At 65.1% G+C, this 21,485-nt stretch carries 21 protein-coding genes; 7 read left to right on the plus strand and 14 right to left on the minus strand.

The window, feature by feature from the left end; all coding sequences use genetic code 11:
• The first annotated feature begins 73 nt into the window (after window positions 1-73).
• Window positions 74-1,285, plus strand: a complete 1,212-nt coding sequence (locus tag B6S44_RS26110) for an amidohydrolase (RefSeq protein WP_129159785.1) — start codon at window positions 74-76, stop codon at window positions 1,283-1,285.
• A 215-nt stretch (window positions 1,286-1,500) separates the two neighbouring features.
• On the opposite strand, the gene B6S44_RS26115 is transcribed toward B6S44_RS26110, so the two are convergent.
• From B6S44_RS26115 to B6S44_RS26130, 4 genes are all read right to left on the minus strand, one after another.
• The gene (locus B6S44_RS26115; RefSeq protein WP_129159786.1) at window positions 1,501-3,204 is read right to left on the minus strand and encodes a mucoidy inhibitor MuiA family protein; all 1,704 of its coding nucleotides are present in this window, start codon (window positions 3,202-3,204) and stop codon (window positions 1,501-1,503) included.
• 178 nt (window positions 3,205-3,382) lie between these two features.
• Complete coding sequence (locus B6S44_RS26120) at window positions 3,383-4,294, minus strand: hypothetical protein (RefSeq protein ID WP_129159787.1); 912 nt, start codon at window positions 4,292-4,294, stop codon at window positions 3,383-3,385.
• A 234-nt stretch (window positions 4,295-4,528) separates the two neighbouring features.
• On the minus strand, window positions 4,529-6,151 hold the full coding sequence (locus B6S44_RS26125; RefSeq protein ID WP_129159788.1) for an ABC-F family ATP-binding cassette domain-containing protein: 1,623 nt from the start codon (window positions 6,149-6,151) through the stop codon (window positions 4,529-4,531).
• Window positions 6,152-6,232: 81 nt separating this feature from the next.
• Complete coding sequence (locus B6S44_RS26130; protein WP_129159789.1) at window positions 6,233-6,841, minus strand: TetR/AcrR family transcriptional regulator; 609 nt, start codon at window positions 6,839-6,841, stop codon at window positions 6,233-6,235.
• Between the two features lie 77 nt (window positions 6,842-6,918).
• Between B6S44_RS26130 and B6S44_RS26135 the strand changes: the two genes are divergently transcribed.
• The gene (locus B6S44_RS26135; protein ID WP_129159790.1) at window positions 6,919-7,521 is read left to right on the plus strand and encodes an NAD(P)H-dependent oxidoreductase; all 603 of its coding nucleotides are present in this window, start codon (window positions 6,919-6,921) and stop codon (window positions 7,519-7,521) included.
• Window positions 7,522-7,528: 7 nt separating this feature from the next.
• Here B6S44_RS26135 and B6S44_RS26140 read toward each other — a convergent pair whose 3' ends face one another.
• Entirely contained in the window at window positions 7,529-8,434 is a 906-nt protein-coding gene (locus B6S44_RS26140; protein ID WP_129159791.1) for a LysR family transcriptional regulator, read from the minus strand.
• Between the two features lie 110 nt (window positions 8,435-8,544).
• Between B6S44_RS26140 and B6S44_RS26145 the strand changes: the two genes are divergently transcribed.
• Both B6S44_RS26145 and B6S44_RS26150 read left to right on the plus strand, forming a co-directional pair.
• Entirely contained in the window at window positions 8,545-9,177 is a 633-nt protein-coding gene (locus B6S44_RS26145; protein WP_129159792.1) for a DsbA family protein, read from the plus strand.
• A gap of 99 nt (window positions 9,178-9,276) precedes the next feature.
• Window positions 9,277-10,176: an MBL fold metallo-hydrolase gene (locus B6S44_RS26150; RefSeq protein ID WP_164985968.1), complete on the plus strand. Its 900-nt coding sequence runs from the start codon at window positions 9,277-9,279 to the stop codon at window positions 10,174-10,176.
• 77 nt (window positions 10,177-10,253) lie between these two features.
• Here B6S44_RS26150 and B6S44_RS26155 read toward each other — a convergent pair whose 3' ends face one another.
• Window positions 10,254-11,135 carry a type 1 glutamine amidotransferase gene (locus B6S44_RS26155; protein ID WP_129159794.1) on the minus strand — a complete coding sequence of 294 codons (882 nt, stop codon included), beginning with the start codon at window positions 11,133-11,135 and terminating at the stop codon, window positions 10,254-10,256.
• Between the two features lie 113 nt (window positions 11,136-11,248).
• On the opposite strand from B6S44_RS26155, the gene B6S44_RS26160 reads away from it, so the two are divergent.
• Window positions 11,249-12,157, plus strand: coding sequence for a DMT family transporter (locus B6S44_RS26160; protein WP_129159795.1), 909 nt, complete (start codon window positions 11,249-11,251; stop codon window positions 12,155-12,157).
• Between the two features lie 148 nt (window positions 12,158-12,305).
• On the opposite strand, the gene B6S44_RS26165 is transcribed toward B6S44_RS26160, so the two are convergent.
• From B6S44_RS26165 to B6S44_RS26200, 8 genes are all read right to left on the minus strand, one after another.
• Entirely contained in the window at window positions 12,306-12,557 is a 252-nt protein-coding gene (locus tag B6S44_RS26165) for a hypothetical protein (protein ID WP_129159796.1), read from the minus strand.
• A gap of 23 nt (window positions 12,558-12,580) precedes the next feature.
• Window positions 12,581-12,841: a 30S ribosomal protein S21 gene (gene rpsU, locus B6S44_RS26170; protein ID WP_126115798.1), complete on the minus strand. Its 261-nt coding sequence runs from the start codon at window positions 12,839-12,841 to the stop codon at window positions 12,581-12,583.
• Window positions 12,842-12,988: 147 nt separating this feature from the next.
• Window positions 12,989-13,198: a cold-shock protein gene (locus tag B6S44_RS26175; RefSeq protein WP_057191831.1), complete on the minus strand. Its 210-nt coding sequence runs from the start codon at window positions 13,196-13,198 to the stop codon at window positions 12,989-12,991.
• 226 nt (window positions 13,199-13,424) lie between these two features.
• Entirely contained in the window at window positions 13,425-14,423 is a 999-nt protein-coding gene (gene bla / locus B6S44_RS26180; protein WP_129159797.1) for a class A beta-lactamase, read from the minus strand.
• A 71-nt stretch (window positions 14,424-14,494) separates the two neighbouring features.
• Entirely contained in the window at window positions 14,495-16,084 is a 1,590-nt protein-coding gene (gene serA, locus B6S44_RS26185) for a phosphoglycerate dehydrogenase (protein ID WP_129159798.1), read from the minus strand.
• Window positions 16,085-16,307: 223 nt separating this feature from the next.
• The gene (locus B6S44_RS26190; RefSeq protein WP_129159799.1) at window positions 16,308-17,486 is read right to left on the minus strand and encodes a phosphoserine transaminase; all 1,179 of its coding nucleotides are present in this window, start codon (window positions 17,484-17,486) and stop codon (window positions 16,308-16,310) included.
• 160 nt (window positions 17,487-17,646) lie between these two features.
• The gene (locus B6S44_RS26195; RefSeq protein ID WP_129159800.1) at window positions 17,647-18,264 is read right to left on the minus strand and encodes a hypothetical protein; all 618 of its coding nucleotides are present in this window, start codon (window positions 18,262-18,264) and stop codon (window positions 17,647-17,649) included.
• Between the two features lie 476 nt (window positions 18,265-18,740).
• Window positions 18,741-19,484, minus strand: coding sequence for a DUF2971 domain-containing protein (locus B6S44_RS26200; RefSeq protein ID WP_164985969.1), 744 nt, complete (start codon window positions 19,482-19,484; stop codon window positions 18,741-18,743).
• Between the two features lie 1,200 nt (window positions 19,485-20,684).
• Here B6S44_RS26200 and B6S44_RS26205 point away from each other — a divergent pair.
• Entirely contained in the window at window positions 20,685-21,035 is a 351-nt protein-coding gene (locus B6S44_RS26205) for a hypothetical protein (protein WP_129159802.1), read from the plus strand.
• Window positions 21,036-21,100: 65 nt separating this feature from the next.
• Entirely contained in the window at window positions 21,101-21,361 is a 261-nt protein-coding gene (locus B6S44_RS26210) for a hypothetical protein (protein ID WP_129159803.1), read from the plus strand.
• Window positions 21,362-21,485: the final 124 nt, after the last annotated feature.

Here is a 21,485-nt window from a genome sequence, read left to right on the forward strand (position 1 = left end):
GAGAACGGGCGGCGAACGGCAATGGCATGAGCCATGCTTGCAAAAGAACGCCGCAGGCTGGGGAACGACAATCATGACGAAGCTCGATGACTGGCTCGGCGCGCACCACGCCGAGTTCACGGCGATCCGCCGCGACATCCATGCCCACCCCGAGCTCGGCCTCGAGGAATACCGCACCGCCAAGCTCGTCGCCGACAAGCTGCGAGAATGGGGCGTCGAGGTCACTGAAGGCGTCGGCCAGACCGGCGTCGTGGGGGTCATCCGCGGCAACGGACCCGGCCAGCGCGCCATCGGCCTGCGCGCCGACATGGACTGCCTGGCGCTGGAGGAGCTGACCGGGCTGCCGCACGCCTCGAAATTTCCCGGCCGCATGCATGCCTGCGGCCATGACGGCCACACCACCATGCTGCTCGCGGCGGCCCGCTATCTCGCCGAGAACCGGGATTTCGGCGGCACCGTCAACCTGATCTTCCAGCCGGCCGAGGAAGGCCGCGGCGGTGCCAATGCCATGCTCGCCGACGGGCTGTTCGAGCGCTTCCCCTGCGATGCGATCTACGGTCTGCACAATACGCCGGGCGTGCCAGCCTCGCATTTCGGTACGGCGGTCGGCCCCTTCCTGGCGTCGGCGGATTCCTGGCGCGTGACCTTCCGCGGCGTCGGCGGCCATGGCGGCTCGCAGCCGCATCGCTCGACCGATATCACCTATGCTCAGGCGCATTTCGTGCTCGGGCTGCAGGGCATCGTCGGCCGCAATGTCGCGCCGCTCGACACGGCCGTGATCAGCGTCGGCTTCATCCATGGCGGCGACGTGAACGCCTCGAACGTCATCCCCTCCGAGCTGGTCATCGGCGGCACGGCCCGGACCTATTCGCCGGAGGTGCGCGATCTCATCGAGCGGCGCATCGCCGAGCTGGCGGCGGCGACGGCGCAGGCCTGGGGCTGCGAGGCGCAGACTTACTATCATCGCGGCACCAGCCCGCTGGTGAACGCCGCCGAGCAGGTGAAGGTCGCTGTCGCGGCAGCGTCTGCCGCCGCGGGGCCTGCCCATGTCGATGGCGAGATGCGGCGCGGCACGGGCGGCGAGGATTTCGCCGAGATGATGCTGGTCTGCCCCGGCGCCTTCATGCGCATCGGCAATGGCGTCGAGGCCGACGGCTCCTTCAAGGGGCTGCACACCTCGCTCTACGACTTCAACGACGAGATCATCCCGGCCGGCGTGCGCTACTGGGTCGGCCTGGTCGATCAGGAGCTCGGCCAGGGCTGGCAGGCGATCGCGGCCGAGTAGGGCGCGAACCCCTCCCCCTTGTGGGGAGGGGCAGGGGTGGGGGTCGCAAAGCCGGAGCGATCGGTGAAACCCGATAGCACTGCCGCTGCTGTCCGCCCTTTTCTCCTGCCGATCACCAAGCGGCACCACCCCCATCCCCGACCCTTCCCCACAAGGGGGAAGGGAGGAGTCCGGGCGAGCAACTTGGTGCAGGATGCTTCCGAAGGGCAGTCGTCCTACCGCCTTGTCTGATCGAAGACCACCTCGCGGTCGCCCGGATACTTGATCCGGTAGGCGAGGCGGATCTCCTTCTGTGCGCCGGGGGCAAGCTCGAAACTCCAGGCCGAGACGCCACGCTTGTCGCCGACCTGTTTTTCGGTCGGCGGCGTGCTCTGCGACAGGAGCTCGACCGTGATCGCGCTGTTCTCCGAGAATGGCACGCGCTCGATCACGGTGAGCTTCACCGGCTGGGCGTGCAGGCTCTTCACCACCGTCTTGAACTCGCGCTGGTCGGTTCGCGTCGAGCCGAGCCAGCCGGAATCGTTCTCGCGCCGGCGCACTGGCACGCGCGTCACCTTGAGGCGGTCGTCGGCACCGAAGCCGAGCTCGACCTTGTCGCCGGGCGCGACCTGTCCGAGACGTCCCTTGCCGATATAGGCGCCGTCGCGGTGGAGATAGACCTCGCCGGCGAGCAGTGGCGCCTCGTCGTCGTGGTTGAAGCTCGCTTCGAGATAGGCCTTCTCCTCGAGCTCCGGCGTGGCGCGGGCCGAGAGCTCCGGCTTGATCTTGCCTTGCGTCAGCACCACCGCCTTGCTGGAGCCGTCCTGCGGGATGGAGACCCGGCCGGGCACCTTGAAGCTCGCCTGATAGGCGCCGGCGCTGATTTGGCTCGTCGCGACAGAGGCCTCTTGGGGCGCTGCCCTGTCCTCCAGGGATACGGTGTTGCCGAAACCAGCACCCGTGGTGGGCGCAGGTGCGATTGCCAAAGCAGGCGGCCTCGCGGCGCGTTCGGAATCCTGCCTCTGCAGGCGCGCGCGCTCCTCATAGACCACCGGCGGCTCGTAGAAGGCGATGCGCAGCGGATTGAGTTCCGGGGCACGGGTGCCTTGCGCCGAGCGCGTGGTCGAGAGCTCGACCGCGACCTCGCTCCAGTCCTCGCCGGTGCGCTGGCGCAGCTCGGCGCGGCGGGTGAAGGCGATCTCTGCGCCGCCATTGGTGTTCCCGGTGGTGAGGCGCGCCTCGTAGACCGGTAGCCAGCTGGCTCCGGCGACGCGGTAGCTGACGGAGATGTCGGCGGCGACCGGCGCCTTGGCTTCGACGGCTATGGCAACGTCGCGCTTGGGCTGGCTGGCGCGCGGTGCCAACGGCCTTGCCTTCTCCAATGCTCCGATCTCGGCGTCGAGATCGGAAATGCGGTTGCGCAAGCCGAGCAGTTCGCCCTGGACCTTGACCAGTGCGGTGCCGATCGCGTCGAATACTGCCGGCCAGTCGCTGACGGGGAGGACCTTGCCGCCTTCGCCGAGCCTGTCCGGGCCGACCTTGCCGAAGTTTTCGATGGTGGCGCGCTTGGCCTCGATCGCGCTGATCTCGCCGGTGAGCTTGGCCTTCTCGCCCTGAAGCGCCCGGATCTTGCTTTCTAGGACCTGGTCGAGGGCAGGGCGGGCGTCGCCCGGAACCTGGCGGACATCGACCGCGCCGATCGCGAAGGCGCCGTCGCCCTGCGCCTCGACGCGGATCGAGGCCGGATCGACGCTGGCCGGCAGGCCGCGCAGCACGATCTGCGAGGCGCCCTGCAGCAGCGCGGCCTTGCCGAGACGGGTCACCACCGCGCCATCCGGATAGACGGTGACGCGGTCGATCTTCGAGGCGAACTCGATCTCGGCGGCGCCAGCGAGGCTCGGCGCGAAAATCAAGGCTGCGGCCAGTCCGGTCTTCATCATGCTGTCCCCCGACAAATCACATGGCCGCGATTTGCCCGGTGGATTTCGGCGCGGCGAGGGCGGAATTGGGCCGGAAGGTGGAAAGGCGCCGCAAGGGCGCAATCACCGCCCGGCGACGATGGCTGGCCCTTGCCGGTATCAGCGCGGTTTTCGCTGCGTCAGCCGCTGGCCGCTACCGTCAAGGTGTCGGCAGGGCTGGGACCATCTGCTCGTTGCCGTCGGAATTCTTCTGCCGGGCCCGGTCGTGCAGGAAGGCGACGACCTGCGCCATGGTGTTGGCGTTCCCCAGCGCATTGGCGGTCGTCGAGACCGAGATGTCGCCGAGGCCGACCGTGTGAAAATACTCGTGCGTGACGACGTCGCGCTGAAGATCGGCGTTGGCTGTGAACCAGGAGGTGCAGAGGTCGGTGTCCGGCGGTTTTCGGCTGGGCGTGGTCCAGGCGAAGGCAGGCCTGGGATCGACACATTTGCCGCCGGCACGTGCCGCGTTGAGCGATTTCGGCAAGGCGAGGTTTTGTTCGATCAGGCCGATGGCGCTCGCCAATGCGCTGCGGAAGGCCGGGTCCATCGGGTTGAGTGGCACCAGGAGCTTGCGCGAGATCACCGCCATGTCGCGCCGGAAGTTTCGGCGCAGTTCGTTGAAGGCGGCTTCGCTGCCGTGGGAATCCTCAAAGAACTTGATCTGCTTTTGCAGCAGCCGCAGCCGGGTCAGCGCGAAGCGGAGCGAGGCGCGGCTGGCTTCCCACGCCGCGTCGATGCGGTTCGCATCGGTCAGCCCCGATGGTGGGCTCGGTGACGGGGGAATGAAGCCGGTCTTCTCGATCCGGTATTTTCCCCTGAAGTAGGAGGATTCGTACCAAGTGTGGTCGTTGCTGGCGCTCAGCGGCCTCTGCCAGCTCTCGCGAGTCGTCGAACCTTTCCACCACATGTTGACCAGCTTGGAGGTCGCCGCCCAGTTGCCGACGCCGCTCTCGATGCTGCCCTGGTCGCGCCAGACTACGCCGCCATCGCTGCGGAAATCATACTCCCAGACCCAGCCCTTGACCCGGACCGTCCAGGTTCCGATCAGCAAATCGAGGTCGCCGGCCATTTGCCATCTCCATCCGGAGGCAAGTCGAGGCTACCCGGTCGGGTCACCTGTCCTTGCGAAAGGCAAAGAACGCATCGTCAGAGGAATGGTGAATAGACTTGCACGAAGCGATGACGCCAACAAGATTGCAGTGTGCAGTTCGCACACCGGCAGTTTAGCCAGCGAATTCAGTACACTTGTAAGCGGTGTCGGCGCGGATGACGCGTGGCTCGATCAGCAGACGGCGCCTGCATCTCAACTCCGCAGGCCCGGCGCCTCCTGGCCGGTGCTGGCGACGTATTCGGTGTAGCCGCCGCCATAATTGTGCACGCCGTCCGGCGTCAGCTCGAGCACGCGATTGGAGAGCGCCGCCAGGAAATGGCGGTCATGGCTGACGAACAGCATGGTGCCCTCATATTGCGCGAGCGCCGTGATCAGCATCTCCTTGGTGGCGATGTCGAGATGGTTGGTCGGCTCGTCGAGCACGAGGAAGTTCGGTGGGTCGTAGAGCATCTTGGCCATGACCAGCCGTGCCTTCTCGCCGCCTGAAAGGAAGCGGCAGCGCTTCTCGACATCGTCGCCGGAGAAGCCGAAGCAGCCGGCGAGCGCGCGCAGCGAGCCTTGCCCGGCCTGCGGGAACGAGCCTTCGAGCGATTGAAAGACGGTTTCGTCGCCGTCGAGCAGCTCCATGGCATGCTGGGCGAAATAGCCCATCTTGACGGTGCCGCCGACGACCACCGTGCCTTCGTTCGGCTGCGTGGCGCCGGCGATCAGCTTCAGCAGGGTCGACTTGCCGGCGCCGTTGACGCCCATCACGCACCAGCGCTCCTTGCGGCGGACCTGGAAGTCGAGCCCGTCATAGATCGTTCTGCTGCCGTAGCGGACATGCACATTCTTGAGTGTGGCGACATCCTCGCCGGAGCGCGGTGCCGGCTGGAACTCGAACTGCACGGTCTGGCGGCGCTTGGGCGGCTCGACGCGCTCGATCTTGTCGAGCTTCTTGACGCGGCTCTGGACCTGCGCCGCATGCGAGGCGCGGGCCTTGAAGCGCTCGATGAAGGCGACCTCCTTGGCGAGCATCGCCTGCTGGCGTTCGAACTGCGCCTGCTGCTGCTTCTCGGCGAGCGCCCGCTGCTGCTGGTAGAACTCGTAGTCGCCGGAATAGCTGGTCAGTGTGCCGCCATCGATTTCGACGATCTTGCCGACGATGCGGTTCATGAACTCGCGGTCGTGCGAGGTCATCAGCAGCGCGCCGTCATAGCCCTCGAGGAAGCTCTCCAGCCAGATCAGGCTTTCGAGGTCGAGATGGTTGCTCGGCTCGTCGAGCAGCATCGCGTCGGGCCGCATCAAGAGGATGCGGGCAAGCGCCACGCGCATCTTCCAGCCCCCGGAGAGCGCGCCGACATCCCCTTCCATCATCTCCTGGCTGAAGCCGAGGCCGCCGAGTACCTCGCGGGCGCGGCCATCGAGCGCATAGCCGTCGAGCTCCTCGAAGCGCCCCTGCACCTCGCCATAGCGGGTGATCAGATCATCCATCTCGTCAGCGCGGTCGGGATCGCCCAGCGCGACCTCTAGCTCTTTCAGCTCGGCGGCGATGGCGCTGACCGGGCCGATGCCATCCATGACCTCGGCCACGGCGCTGCGGCCGGCCATGTCGCCGACATCCTGGCTGAAATAGCCGATGGTGATGCCACGATCGACCGAAACCTGGCCCTCATCCGGAGCTTCCTCGCCGATGATCAGCCGGAACAAAGTGGTCTTGCCGGCGCCGTTGGGGCCGACGAGGCCGACCTTCTCGCCCTTCTGCAGCGCCGCCGAGGCTTCGATGAAGATGATCTGCTGGCCGTTCTGCTTGCTGATGCTTTCGAGGCGAATCATGGTGTCCGGGGCGCTGAGAGACTGGAGTTGCCGCGGACTTACAGGGCCGGCGGCGCGTGTGGAACCCCGTAAGCGGCCGGCTCAAGCCTTTGCGCTGCGTGCGACCATGGCGGTGATCGTCTCGAACAGCTCCCGCTTCGCCTCGTCGGCGCCGACCTCGCCGGTCGCGGCGGCATGCGACAGCGCCTCGGCGGCGCCGAGCATGGCGCGTAAGCCCGCAGTCGGGATGGTTCGGCCTTCGGCGAAGGGCGCGAGCAGGGCTCGGCAGCGCTCCAGGAAGATCACGTCGCAGTCGCGCTTGACCGCAGCGAGCTCAGGCGAGCCCGCCAGGGCCGCGACGACACCCGGGATCTCGCGCCCCTGGGTCAGGACGCAGTCGACATAGGACGACGCGATCGCTCCGGCCTTGCCGGCAAGGCTCGCCTCGCTGCTGTCGAGCGCCGCCTCCATGATCGCGTACTCGCGCGCGTCGAAGTCGCGATAGAGCGCGATCAGCAGACCGCTGCGGGTGGCGAAGTGGTCGTAGACCACCGGCTTGGTCACGCCGGCCTGTTCGGCGAGGCGGCCGAGCGTCAAGGCGTCGGTGCCTTCCTCGCCGACGATCCGCCAGGCGGTCGCGATGAGCTGGCGATTGCGATCCTCGCGCGTCAGGCGCTGACGGCGCGGCCGATCGGTTTCAAGGCTTGACATGTATTATGTACCAAAAGTAACCTACTATGAGTATATAGTGATTGCGCGCCAATCGCAATCAACCCAGGAGACATCGCATGCATGCCCTTATCGTCGTCGCCCATCCCGATCCCGCCTCGCTCAGCCATGCCGTCGCGCAGGCGCTGGCCGACGGCGTCTCCGGCGCCGGCCACAGCGTCGAAATCGCCGATCTCGCCAAGGAGGGGTTCGATCCGCGCTTTTCGCTGAACGATCTTTCCGTCCATCGCCGCGAGATCGTCCAGCCTGCGGACATCGCCGCTGAGCAGGCCAGGGTCGACCGGGCCGATGCGCTGGTGCTGGTCTATCCGATCTACTGGTGGTCGATGCCGGCCCTGCTGAAGGGCTGGATCGACCGGGTCTTCGCCAATGGCTGGGCCTATGAGGAGCTCGCCGACATGAAGACGATCAAGAAGCTCGAGCACCTGCCGGTCCACCTCGTCGCGCTCGCCGGCGCGGATATGCGCACCTTCGCCCGCCACGGCTATTACGGGGCGATGAAGACGCAGATCGACCACGGCATCTTCGGCTATTGCGGCGCGCCGGTCGTGACCTCGGAGTTCCTGGTGCCGGTTCCGGAGATGTCCGAGCATCTCGACACGGCGCGGGCGCTCGGCGGCAAGGTGTTCAAGCCAGCGAACAAGACCGCTGAAGCGGCCTGAGCTGCCGTCACAGCGATCGTGCCAGGCGTTTGGCCTCCTCGACCAGCATCGTGACGAAGGCCGTGACTTTGGGCGGCCGGAAACGCGCGGTCGGATAAACCGCGTGGATGCCGCCGGACGGGAGCTCCCATGTCGGCAGGACGTGGATGAGCCGGCCCGAGGCGATCGGCTCCGCTGCCTGAAAGTCCGGAAGCACCGCGAGGCCGCCGCCGGCGAGCGCGGCGCTTAGGACGGCGGGGGTGGTGTCAATGGCGAGCATTTGGCGCATGCGGACCGTGCGGCGCTCGAAATCGCCTTTGCTGAAGCGCCAGATGAGCGGCTCCTTCAGCGCGCCATTGGCGATGAAGGGCCAGGTCGTAAGGTCCTGAGGCTCATCCGCCGCCAGGCGCGCTGCGAGCTCCGGCGCCGCAACCAGCAGCTGGCGAAAGCCTCCGATCCGTCTCGTTTGCAGGCTCGAATCGTCCAGCCATCCCACCCGGATCGAGAGATCGATCTGATTGGCGACGAGATCGATCCTCGCATCCGACAAGGTGAGCTCGACAGTGCACGCCGGATAGCGCCGCGAGAAGGCAGCCGCCAGCGGTGCGATCGCCGAGGCGCCGTAGTCGGTGGGCGCGCTGATGCGCAGCACTCCAATCGGCTCGGCGTTGGAGCGGGCGATCTCGTTGAAGGCGTCGTCTGCCTCGCGCAGGATCATGATGCAGCGGGCATGGAGCAGGCGGCCGGCCTCTGTCGGTTCGACCCGCCGCGTTGTCCGCACGAGCAGGTCCGTCTTCAGTTCCGCTTCGAGCCGGGAGACCTGCTGGCTGACGACGGCCTTGGTGATGCCGAGCCTCTCGGCCGCCCGGGTGAAGGATCCCAGGTCCGCCACCGCGGCGAAGTAAGCCAGCCGGTTGAGGTTGATCGCTTCCACCAGCGGCTCTCACTATTGTTTCTTACAAGCATACAGTTTGTCATATTGGGCGCTATTTATCACGGAATTATTCGCGCCTATTTACGGTCCGTATCGCCGGGGCTTCGGATATGCGGATCACCTATCTTTTCGACCCGCTTTGCGGCTGGTGCTATGGCGCCGGTCCGATGCTGGAGCAGCTGGCCGGGCTCAACGACGTCACGATCGAGCCGGCGCCGACCGGCCTGTTCGCCGGTGACGGGGCGCGCCCGATGGACAAGGGTTTTGCGGCCTATGCCTGGCAGAACGACCAGCGCATCGCCAGGCTGACCGGGCAGGTCTTCTCGGACAGCTATCGCGAGAAGGTGCTCGGCGCTGTCGGGGGGACGTTCGACTCGGCGCCCGCCACGCTCGGTATCATCGCAGTCGGACTCGTCTCGCCGCAGCGGCAGCTGGAGGCGCTGAAGGCGCTGCAGCAGGCTCGCTATGTCGAGGGGCATAACCACGCCGAACCTGCCGCCGTCGCCGCGGCACTGGACGGGACCGGCCTCCCAGAGGCGGCGCAGCGTCTGCGCGCACCCGATGACGAACTGCTCGGTGCCTACCGCGCCCGTATCGCGGCGGCGCGCGACGACATGGTTCGTGCCGGAGCGCAGGGCGTCCCGACCCTCCTCGTCGGGGAGGGCGCGCAGCGCCGCACGTTGCATAGCAGCAGCCTGTTCGGGAGCCTCGATACGCTGGTGGCCCAACTCCGGGCTGCCTGACCATTTGCGCGGGACGAGCCTGTAGCGCTCGTTCCTGTTCAAGCTCCGGGATTGGCGCAGCCTGCCTCCCGGCCCTCGTGACCGAAGACGGAGATCGTGATGTTGACCAGGAGACGAGCGATGACGACTGCTCTCGCGGCGGGCGCGGCAGCCCTGTCCGCACCCCCGAGCTTCGGCCAGACAGCCGGATCGAAGCTGAGCTGGAAGCATTTCCCAGCCGGCCCCAACGGCTTCTTCCGCGCGCCGGTGCTACTGTCGGGGCCGAAGGAAGCGCTGCTCATCGACGGCGGCTTCACCTATCCGGACGGGCGGGCACTCGCCGAGGCGATCAAGGCGACGGGCAAAAGGCTGACCACGATCTATGTCAGCCAGTCCGATCCGGACTATTATTTCAGCCTGAAGCCGGTCCGCGAGGCTTTCCCGGAGGCGAAGGTCATCGCGGCCCCGGAGACGCTGGCCGGGATCAAGGGCAGTGTCGAGAAGAAGCTCGCCACCTGGGGACCGCAGCTCAAGGAGAACGGCCCGCAGACTCTGGCGGATATCGTTCTGCCGGAAGCCTTCGACGGCCCTTCGCTGAGTATCGACGGCGAGGCCGTCGAGATCGTCAAGGCCGAGGGCCTCGCCAACCGCCGCTATCTCTGGGTGCCTTCCCTCGACGCGGTGTTCGGCGGCGTCATGATCTTCTCGGGCGTTCACGTCTGGACCGCCGACACGCCGACCAGGCAGGAGCGAGCGGCCTGGATCGCCAATCTCGAAAGGATCGCGGCGCGCAAGCCTGCCGTGGTCGTGCCGGGCCATCTCGGAGCGGCGGCGGCGACAGATGTGTCGGCCATCGAGCACACGAAGCGTTATCTGCTCGCCTTCGAAGAGGAGCTGGCCAAGGCTGCCGATGCGGCTGCGCTGAAGACCGCGATCGAAGCCCGTTTCCCCAATCTCGGCATGGGCGTGGCGCTCGATATCGGCGCGAAGGTGGCCAAGGGCGAAATGAAGTGGGGCTGAGCGGAAAGCCGCTCGCGCCTCCGTCTGGGCGGCCGTGAGGGGCGCGGCCGGGATGTGCAGGCCGTCCTTGGCCGGCTTCACGCCCGTCCGCGCACGCTCGCCTGCGGCTTCACCCGCATTTCCAGGAAGTTGCGCAACTCCGTCACGCGTTTGACGGGATCGAGCACCTCCTCGTCGAGGCCATGAGCCCAGGCGAGATCACGGCGGGAAGGATCGGCGTCGAGTACGTCGAGATCGGCGAGCCAGGCCTTGGTATCGGCCTCGTCCCGGCGAAAGCCCCGCTCGATCAGGATTTGGCTGTGCCGCCGCAGGATCGTGGCGACGAGGCTGAGCGAGAATTCCGGATGGTACTGCACGCCCCAGAAGCTGCCGCCGTCCTGGCGGAACTCGGCGGCCTGGATCGGGCTCATCGCGTTCGAGGCGAGGATGGTGGCGTCAGTGGGCGGCGCGACGATGCTGTCGAAATGGATCGCCGGCGCATCGAAGGCGGCGGGCCGGCCGGCGAGCAGCGGATGCCGGGCACCGGCTTCCGTCAGGCTGATCCGGCGGGCGAAGCCGATCTCGAGTCCGTTCGGATTGAGCGCCACCGTCCCGCCGGCAGCGACGGCGCCGATCTGGATGCCCCAGCACGAGCCGAAGCAGGGCGTGCCGCTCTTGTAGATCGCCCGCATCAACTCGATCTGCCGGGTCACCGCCGGCTCCGGGCTGTGGATGTGCAGGGAAGAGCCGGTCAGGGCGATGCCGTCATAGGAGGAAAGGCCGGCCCCATCGGGCAGATTGGCGCCCTCGTCGGCCGGCAGGCAGATATCCGTCGCTAGCGATGGCTCGATCCGGCGCAATTCCGCCGCATAGGCTTCGGACGGAGTTGCGTTCCAGTCGCGGGCATATTCCTCGCGCTGCTCGCGCTTGTAGCCGTCGATGACGAGGACACGCAGCGGCTTGGGGCTGAACACGTTCATGGGGTCCTCGGCACGTTTGCGTGCGGCGACGGGCTGCATTGCGCCTCCTCTCATAGGAGAAGCGCGGCGTGCAAGGCTATGCAAGCGCTTCGCTGACATGAGGATCATGCATCTTGCAGCCGGCCGCCTCCCTCCCGCAGCGCGTCTGGGCCAATGCCTATGTCCTGCTGACGCTGACGACCCTGATGTGGGCCGGCAATGCCGTCGCCAGCCGGCTTGCCGTCGGCGAGATCGCGCCGATGACGCTGACCGCGCTGCGCTGGGTCTTCGTCTGCGCCGTCATGCCCTATTTGTTTCGCCAGGGCCTGCGCGAGCACTGGCCGGCGCTGAAGGCGAACTGGCTCAAGGTGACGCTGCTCGGCGCCTTCGGCTTCACCGCCTTCAACACGCTGATGTATATCGCTGCCTATTCGACCACGGCGATCAACATCGGCATTCTGCAGGGCTCCATTCCCGTCTTCGTACTGCTCGGCGCCTTCCTCGCCTTGCGCACGCCGATCGGCGGGCTGCAGGCGCTCGGCGTCGCCGTCACCATCATCGGCGTGCTGGTCACGGCGAGCCGCGGCGACTGGCACATCCTCTCGCAGCTCAGCTTCGTGCCGGGCGATCTCTGGATGATCATCGCCTGCGTGTTCTATGCCGGTTACACGGTTGGCATCCGCACGCGCCCGCCGATGCCTGGGCTGATCTTCTTCACGGCGATGGCGATCGTCGCCTGCGCGGTCTCGCTGCCGCTGCTCGGGGTCGAGATCGCCACCGGCAAGGCCTTCTGGCCGACACTCAAGGGCTGGCTGATCCTGATCTATGTCGTGATCGGTCCCTCGATCCTGTCGCAACTCTTCTTCATGCGGGCGATCGAGCTGATCGGGCCGGGCCGGGCCGGTGTCTTCGTCAATCTCGTGCCGGTGTTCGCGCCGGTTCTAGCCGTGCTGATTCTGGGCGAGCAGCTCGCGCTCTATCATGGGCTGGCGCTGGCGCTGGTGCTCGGCGGCATCTGGATCGCCGAGCGCAAGCTGCGCTGACATCGGCGGGCGGCGGCTGCCGCAAGAGCGAGTTCACGGAATGGCCCGGCGCGTCGATGATCGCGCCAGACGCTACGTGCCTGGCTTGCGGGCATCGAGGCGCGCTGAGGCGGCGCTGGCGGCTCGCCGCTGCTGATCGGACAGAGTTTTATTTGGCGGCGCGCCGGACCCGCGGCTTCTTCGCCGGTTCGCTTGGAAGCAACGCCGCGGCTGCGGCATCGGCCGCCTCCTTGGCGAGCCTCAGAGCGCGCAGCCTTACAGTCTTCTCGGCGACGGCGCGCTGCTCGGCGCGCACGGATTCGAGCGCGCTCTCCGCTTCTTCCCGCCGCTTCTCGACCTTGGCGAAGTTCCGTTCCGCCCGAAGCTTCGCGTCCTCGGCGGAGAGTCCCTTGGTTGCCATGGCTGCGGCTCCTCTGATCTAAATCAGGCGACGGCCGGGCGCGGCGGCCGAACCGGACGCGGCTTCGGCTTGGGCGCGGCGATCAGACCTTCGCGCTGGGCCTGCTTGCGGGCGAGCTTGCGGGCGCGGCGGATAGCGTCGGCCTTCTCGCGAACGCGCTTCTCGGACGGCTTCTCATAGGCAGAACGCCGCTTCATCTCGCGAAACACGCCCTCGCGCTGCATCTTCTTCTTCAGGACGCGCAACGCCTGTTCGACATTGTTGTCGCGGACGAGAACCTGCATTCGGACTTCCTCGTGTAAACGTCTCTTGAAACAAAAAAGGGCCGGGTGATCCCGACCCTTCCTCAGCTATCCTGCGCGGAGCGGGTCTGGCGCCGGTACATCCGCGGTCGCCTGCCCCTGATCTCTTATGCTGGACAGCGCGTCAGCTCACTCGGCGCGGAGATTGTCGGCCGACATCTTGCCCGAGCGCTTGTCCTGGACGAGCTCGTACGAGATCTTCTGACCGTCGCGGAGGTCGCGCATGCCAGCGCGCTCGACGGCGCTGATGTGGACGAACACGTCCTGACCGCCATCATCCGGCTGAATGAAGCCGAAACCCTTGGTCCCGTTGAACCATTTCACTGTGCCACTGGCCATAGTCATATTCCTTCTTGCGAGTGGTAATTCACACGCAGCCGCATGCCGCGCATGTTTTCGATTTGAGCAGGAAGGTCGTCAGCGGTGCGCAGAAGCGCGGGCCAATTCGTTCGGCCTACATCGAGCACTACAAATGGGGGTTTGTCCCTGATTTGTCAATGCAACTTTACCGGGCATTGAAGCGAGGCGTTCGCCGCTGGTCGCGGCTACGGCCGGTTCGCCGCTGCTACCGCAGGCTCTCTACCGCCAATTGCGCCACTGCGGCATGGGCCGCCTCGCGCTCCTTCTCGCCAACCTGCGCACCGGCGAGATAGACCGCAATGGCGAAGCGGCGCCCGTCCGGCAGGCTGACGATGCCGATATCGTTGGTGGCGTGGTTGAGCCCGTCGGCGCTCGGTCCGAGGCCCGTCTTGTGCGCGAAGCGCGCGCCGGTCGGCAGGCCGGCCTTGATCCGGTTCGGGCCGGTCTTGGCTTCGAGCATGATCTTGTCGAGCAGCGCGGCATGGGTGGAATCGCGCAGCCAGGTGCCCTTGGCGAGGCCTTCGAGGAAGGCGATCGAGGCGTCGGGCGAAGCGGCGTCGCGCTTGTCGGTCAGCGTCGCCGCGAGCCGCTTCTTGCGCTCGGCGGCGGGGATCGCGCCGATCGCCGCATAGAACTTGGCGGTGTCGATCGTCTCGTTCCAGCCATAGCCGGGCAGGCCGAGGATCTCAGGCTGGAAGACGCGCTCATAGCGGTCGACCGAGATGCCGCTGACGCCGCCATCCCTGAGCAGCGCGGTCAGCGCCTGCGGGCCGCCGATCAGGCGCAGCAAGAGGTCGGCGGCGGTGTTGTCGCTCTCCCCGGTCGAGCGGGCCAGTAGCTCGCGCAGCGGATAGTCGTTGCGCTCGCCCTTGAAGGCCTTGGCGAGCGGGCTGTGATAGAGCGAGAGATCATTGCGGGTGACGGTGATCTTCTGGTCGAGCTTCAGCTTGCCGGCCTCGACCGCCTGCAGCACGCCGATCGCGAGCGGCAGCTTGAACACGCTTTGCAGCGGGAAGGGCTCGGCCCCGCGATAGGACCAGCTCTTGCGGTCCTTGAGGTCGATCAGGCCGATGCCGAGGCGGCCCTTCGTGCTCTGCTCGATCGTCTTGATGCCGCTGTCGAGCCTGGCCTTGTCCCAGTCCGCGAAGGCGGGCGAGGCTGCGAGGCAAGCGAGGGCGGCGGCGAAAGCAAGGCGGGTCGGCATGAAAAATCCCCTGTGGTAGCGCCACAGGGGATAAAGATTGCGGCGCCGTTTGGGCGCGATGCGGGCGGCCTTCAGAACTTGAGCCTTCTCGCCCGCTTGACCATCGGGATCTCGTGGATCTTGGCGAGCAATTCGTCCGAGATCGCCTCGTCGACGGCGACATAGCAGATCGCGTCGCCGCCCGGCTTGTCGCGGCCGAGATTGAAGGTCGCGACATTGACGCCGGCATTGCCGAGCAGCGAGCCGAACTGGCCGATGAAGCCCGGCTTGTCGGCATTGCGGACATAGAGCATGTGCGGCGCGAACTCGGCGTCGACCTGTATGTCGCGGATCTCGATGATGCGCGGCTTGCCGTCATGGAAGACCGTGCCCGAGGCATGGCGCGGCATGTCCTCGGCCTCGACGACGATGCGGATGACGCTTTCGAGATTGCCGGCGACCTCGCGAGTCAATTCCTCGACGACGATGCCCTTCTCCTTCGCCACCATGGCCGAGTTGACCATGTTGATCTCGGGCAGGAAGGGCCGCAGCACGCCGGTGATCGCGGCCGCCGAGATCGCCTTGAGGTTGAGCGCCGCGACCGCGCCCTCATACTCGATGCGGATGCCCTTGACCGGCGCCTCGGTGAGCTGGCCGAGGAAGGAGCCGAGCTTCTCGGCGAGGTCGACGAAGGGCTTGATGCGCGGGGCTTCCTCGGCCGAGATCGACGGGAAGTTCACCGCATTGGTGATCGCGCCCTTCAGGAGATAGTCGCTCATCTGCTCGGCGACCTGCAGCGCGACGTTCTCCTGCGCCTCATTGGTCGAGGCGCCGAGATGCGGGGTGCAGACGACATTGTCGAGGCCGAACAGCGGGTTGCTCTCCGCCGGCTCCTGCGAGAACACGTCGAAGGCAGCTCCCGCGACATGGCCGGACTTGATGAGGTCGGCCAGCGCCGCTTCGTCGACCAGGCCGCCGCGGGCGCAGTTGATGATGCGCACGCCCTTCTTGGTCTTGGCGAGGTTCTCGGCCGAGAGGATGTTCTTGGTCATCGCTGTCATCGGCACGTGCAAAGTGATGAAGTCGGCGCGCTTCAGCAGGTCTTCCAACTCGACCTTCTCGACACCCAGCTGCACCGCCCGCTCCGGCGAGAGATAGGGGTCGAAGGCGATGACGCGCATCCTGAGGCCGATGCCGCGCTCGGCGACGATCGAGCCGATATTGCCGCAGCCGATCAGGCCGAGCGTCTTGGCCGTGATCTCGACGCCCATGAAGCGGTTCTTCTCCCACTTCCCGGCCTGGGTCGAGGCGTCAGCGGAGGGGATCTGGCGGGCGAGCGCGAACATCATCGCGATGGCGTGCTCGGCGGTGGTGATCGAGTTGCCGAAAGGCGTGTTCATCACGATCACGCCGCGCGCCGTCGCGGCCGGGATCTCGACATTGTCGACGCCGATGCCGGCGCGGCCGATCACCTTCAGCCTGGTCGCGGCTTCCAGCAGCTTGGCGGTGGCCTTGGTCGCCGAGCGGATGGCGAGGCCGTCATAGTCGCCGATCACAGCGGCGAGCTTGTCCTTGTCCTTGCCGAGGTTCGGATCGAAGGTCACGTCGATGCCGCGATCCCGAAAGATCTGCACGGCGGCGGGGGAGAGGGCGTCGGAGATCAGGACGCGGGGTTTTGTCATCGGGGTGGCTCCGGCTGCGCCGCGCTACACGAGGAGCGTTTCGGCGCTGAGAAGGGGGGAGGGCGCCCCCGCCTGTCATTCCGGGGCGGCGAAGCCGAACCCGGAACCCATGACGGGGTGCAACGCTGCGGTTCTGGATGAAGCGGTGGAGAGGGCTCGCCCGGTCGTGGGTTCCGGGTTCGCGGGCGAAAGCCCGCGCCCCGGAATGACAGGGAAAAGCGCCTCAGGCCGCCTTCTTGCCGAGCGAGGCCTTCGCCTCGTTGAAGGCATACGCAATCCACGGCAGCAGCGCCTTGAGGTCGCGCGACTGCACGGTCGCGCCGCACCAGATGCGCAGGCCGGGAGGGGCGTCGCGGTAATGGCCGAGATCGTAGCCGGCGCCGGCCTTCTCGATGACCTGGACGACCTGCTTGGCGAAGGCCGCCTGCGCATCGGCCGGCAGCGCCGTCACTGCCGGATCGGTGAACTTGAGGCAGACCGAGGTGTTCGAGCGCGTCTTCGGCTTCACCGCGAGGAAGTCGATCCAGTCGTTCTCGCGCACGAACTTGGCGATGACGCGGGCATTGCCGTCGGCGCGCTTCACCAGCCCGTCAAGGCCGCCGACCTTCTTGGCCCAGGCCAGTGCGTCGAGATAATCCTCGACCGCGAGCATGGACGGCGTGTTGATCGTCTCGCCGGCGAAGATGCCCTCGGAGAGCTTGCCGCCCGAGGTCATGCGGAAGATTTTTGGCAGCGGCCAGGACGGCTTGTAGGTCAGCAGCCGCTCGACCGCGCGGGGCGAGAGCACGATCATGCCATGCGCGGCCTCGCCGCCGAGCACCTTCTGCCAGGAGAAGGTGACGACATCGAGCTTGGGCCAATCGAGCTTCTGGGCGAAGGCGGCCGAGGTCGCGTCGCAGATCGTCAGCCCCTCGCGGTCATCGGCGATCCAGCTGGCGTCGACGACGCGCACGCCCGAGGTCGTGCCGTTCCAGGTGAAGACGACGTCGCGATTCCTGGTGTCGACTTGTCTCAGGTTCGGTAGCTCGCCATAGGGGGCGGTGAAGGTGCGCACATCCGCCAGCTTGAGCTGCTTCACCACGTCGGTGACCCAGCCTTCGCCAAAGCTCTCCCAGGCGACCATGTCGACGCCGCGGGCGCCCAGCATCGACCACATCGCCATCTCGACGGCGCCGGTGTCCGAGGCGGGCACGATGCCGATGCGGTAATCGGCCGGGATCTGCAGCACCTCGCGGGTCAGGTCGATCGCGAGCTTGAGCTTGTCCTTGCCGATCTTGGCGCGGTGCGAGCGGCCGAGCGCCGCGTCACCAAGGGCCTTGAGGGTCCAGCCGGGGCGCTTCGCGCAGGGGCCGGACGAGAAATGCGGCACGCGCGGGCGCGCTGCCGGAATCGTATTCGCCATCGATGTCTCCATCCTTACAGATGGGCGCGCCGCGTTGGGGCGGCGTGTCCCGTCGATGGGCGTAGGATGGGGAGGCGGGGGGAGTCAAGGAGGAGGGTTTTAACGCAGCGCACGAACTAAGCTGCAGTTAGCGAGCAACTAGAATGGCATAGAGCTATGATCAGGCCGCGCGCCACGCGCTTGAGACGATTGCCCCGAAAGTATGCAGGGTTGGCAGAGCTAGCAGGAGGGCGCCTATAGAATAAGCTATGGTTGTGGCAGCTCGCAACCACGGTCGGTCGGCTTGAATGTCCAGATATTTCAGAAAGACAACCTGTTCCTTGAAGGATGTTGCTGCATATGTCCCTAGCGACTGCCACATATAGCGCTCGGCCATCCTTCGATGAAAAGCTACCGATATGTATTCGTCGGTGTTGATCTCTCCACTCATTCCCATTCTGAAGCGCTGAAAGTGAGATTCGTCATCAGTTTGAGGAGGCGGAGCAATCACACGCTCCCCCGATGCGTCCATGAGGACAGCGGGTCGCTCGGGTTCCTCCACAGGACGTTCAAGCTCAATGACAATATCGTTTATCAGCCCATGCAAGAGCGAATCGCGTTCCTCTCCATACCCCTCCAACGCATCACGCATCGCAGGGTCATCTGATCGATCGCTCTGACTGGTCCATTCCCAGTAGGTATCAATGATTCCGAAAAAGATATGAGTCAGTCGAGATGGGCCCAGCATGCGCTCTTCTCCACGCAGCCATTCTTCGGGAGAACTGTAGCGCTTGATCACGGCGGGGCACCAAATGCTGAAAAGTATCGCGCCTACACCGAGGAAGGAGAGGCCAAGGTAAAGCATATGGAGGCGGGGTACCGGCACAACGCCAAGTAGCTTGGTTGCCTCGGTCAACGGAAGAGAGGCATCAAGCAAAGTAGAGTGGAAGAGGCGAGACAATTCATCATTCACTAGGACCAAGCTGCCCAGCACTGGTGCTAGTGCTGTCAATTTTACGGCGTTCGATTCACCTAGAGTACGTAAAGCTGTCCATGTAGGCGAATATTTAGCGACAAGTCTGGTAAGCGAACTAGGGCCCATGGCCGTCTCCTGCCTTTTCGAAGACCCTAAACGGGAATCAAACGACAACTTACCCCCGCCCGCGCAACCTACCGTATAATCGCGCGTATCCATCCCCGAGGGGCGGCCAACCGGAGGCATGTCGTTTGGCGGGGTGGGTGGGGAGTCAAGCGGGAGCGTCAATTACGCCGAAATCATCTATACGTCGCGCGCGAGTGACGAGTTTTGAAATCGCTAAAACCAAACGCTGTCAGAGCCATGGAAATTTCCACCCCATTGTTATCGCTTTTGGGGCCAATAACTATTTCCTTAATAGCTTTGCTTCCGAGTCCCAAGAGTGGCAACGCAATATAGGCAATAAGGCCCCCTGATCGCCCTGCCCGGTATTGGATGGGTATTTTCTTCCGACTCAATTTTTCTCCTGACCCACCGGGATCAGAAAGGGTCCACATGTCATCTTTGACTTTTGGATTGACCGCGCGAATTATTCGTACTTCTTTCTCTTCCATAAATCCTGGATTCTTAAAGAAAGTCATGTCGATTCCTAGAATTGCCGATTGCTGAAATATGAATGAATCTCGTTCCTCACCTTTCATATTTGATGAAATAAGGAACATCCACTCTAGAGTAGATTTCATTATCTCGATCTGTTTTGTTTCATCATATTCAACAGAGCCAATCTGGACCGAAAGAGATTTGATCAAATTTGAGTCAAATCCTATCGAAACCCCCGTTCCATCATTGGCGTAAGCTCGCCATTGGCTAAGAACGTCACCATCTGTAGAAAATGATGATATTAAGGGTAGAATCCTAGTCTGAGCTGAAGATATGATGTGATCAATTTCTTCCAGAAATTCCTTTCCGACAGTTTTTGCAATTTGTCGTCCGGCTTCAACAAATCTTAGATAGGGCCAGTGCATTTCACCGAAATCGTTCATCTTATTTATATCGGAGAGCCAAATGCACTTTGTTTTTATTATCGATATAAACGTCTCGGTGGAGCAGTAATGGTATAGTATCTTATCTTTATCCGAATCAAAAATTTTGATCCTTTTTTCATAGTCAATCACTGTATAGATCCTCGTGCCGCGAGCCAATTTTTCCGTCATGGAGTGTGGCTGTCTTTTGACCCGATGTTCACAGCATTACGTCCAGCTTGGTTCGCGGCAAGGGTAGAGGGCTCGTCGTGGTCGCTCGTTTGGCGACCATCCACGTCTTTGTAACGCTTCGACTGAACGTCCGGCGTGCCTTGCTCCGGTTTGCCTGCCATCGGCGGCGCAAGACGTGGATGGTCGGGACAAGCCCGACCATGACGGAAGAGCGCGGGGAACCCTCTCCTGGAAGGAGAGGGCAGGGTGAGGTGTTCGGACTGGAAACGCTAGCCTGAACCCAACCGCGCGGTCAGGGCACGCGGCGCTGGTCCAACGGCCTACACCTCACCCCTGCCCCTCTCCTTACAGGAGAGGGGTTCTGTCGCGGTTCCGGCGCCCGGCGGGGACAGTCCGCAACCTTATCCCCGCTCTCCCAACCTCCCGTATAGTTCCAGCCACCCCATCCCCGAGGGGCGGCCATCCGGAGGCATGTCGTTTGGCGGGGTGGGTGCGGCGCCTGCGGGCGAGGGTTGCGCCTCGCTCCCGGGAGGCTTCGGGAACCGACCTGGGGGTACTACGGCCCCTGCGCGAGGAGCTCGCTAGCTGGACGGCCCGCCGATGACCAGCCGCCCGAACGCCGACGCGACGACCCGATGAGGGACACTGGCGAAGGCGGCGGGCGGGATCGGCGGTGCGTCCAAATGAAGCGCGGCCCGGAGCTTTAAAATCGCCGCTGGCGGAGCGCCACGGGGCGTGCGGATGGTGGCTCAATCCATCCGCGCCGCTTCCTGGCTCAACGGAAGCGGATACCAAATCGCGCCTCGCGGCGCTCGGCTGCCCCTCATTGCGAGAACGCCCGCGGCATGAGCCTGCGGGCGGGGACGACGCTTGGGCGCAATCTTCCTTCTCCCCTCGGGGGAGAAGGTGGCAGCGCGAAGCGCTGACGGATGAGGGCAGCGCCGCAGCTCACCCAGTCGAACCACCCTCATCCCCTGCCGGACCTTCTCCCCCGAGGGGAGAAGGAGGCTAATCGGAAAGGAGCCCCCCATGCCCCGCAATCCCGACCATCGCGGCGCGACGAAAGAGGAGTTCGAGCGCTTCCAGCGCGAGCGGCCGATCATGCTGCGCAGGGTCGCGACGATCTGGGAGCTCTGGCGCCTGTGCGGCCGCAAGGACTGCCGGCGGGCAAAAGCCTGCACCGGGCCGAATGGCGACCAATGCGCCGGCGAGTTCATCTCGACCGCGCTCTCCGACGAGCAGCGCGCGACCTTTCGCGAAGCGATCCGCCTGCGCCTCACCGGCGTCGATGGCAGGGAGGCCTGGGAGCAAGCGGAGCGGCGGATCGCGCAGCACAAGGCGCAGCTCGAGGCGATTCCCGGGATGCAGGGCGAGAGATAGGCGGCGCGACGCGGGCAGGCTGCTATAAGCTCGCCTTCAATCGCGATTCACGGAAAACACAGACCATGGCCAGGAAGACCCCCGAACAGCTCGCCAAGGAATTCGAGGGCCGCAAGGCCAAGGGGTTGGCCAAGGGCGGCGCGGCCTTCTGGCCGAACGTGCTGTCGAATGCGGTGCTGAAGCTCGTCGCCGCCGGCGAGGTGCTCAGCGTCGAGGCCCTGATCGCCCGCATCGAGCAGGATTCCGGCTCGCTCGACGTCCAGGTCAAGGCCGGCGCCGACGAGGCGATCGCGCGGCTGCGCCAGGCGGTGGCGAAGGCGAGCTGAGTAAGCGGCTGCTAGCGGGGCCAATTGCCGTCATTCTCGGGCGGAGCGAAGCGTAGACCCGAGAATCTCAGGACGAGAAGGAGCCGATCGGCGCCCGTCCGGCAAGAGATGCTCGGGTCAAGCC

Source organism: Allobosea sp. Tri-44 (genome assembly GCF_004123845.1).
In the GTDB taxonomy this organism is placed as follows: Bacteria; Pseudomonadota; Alphaproteobacteria; order Rhizobiales; family Beijerinckiaceae; genus Allobosea.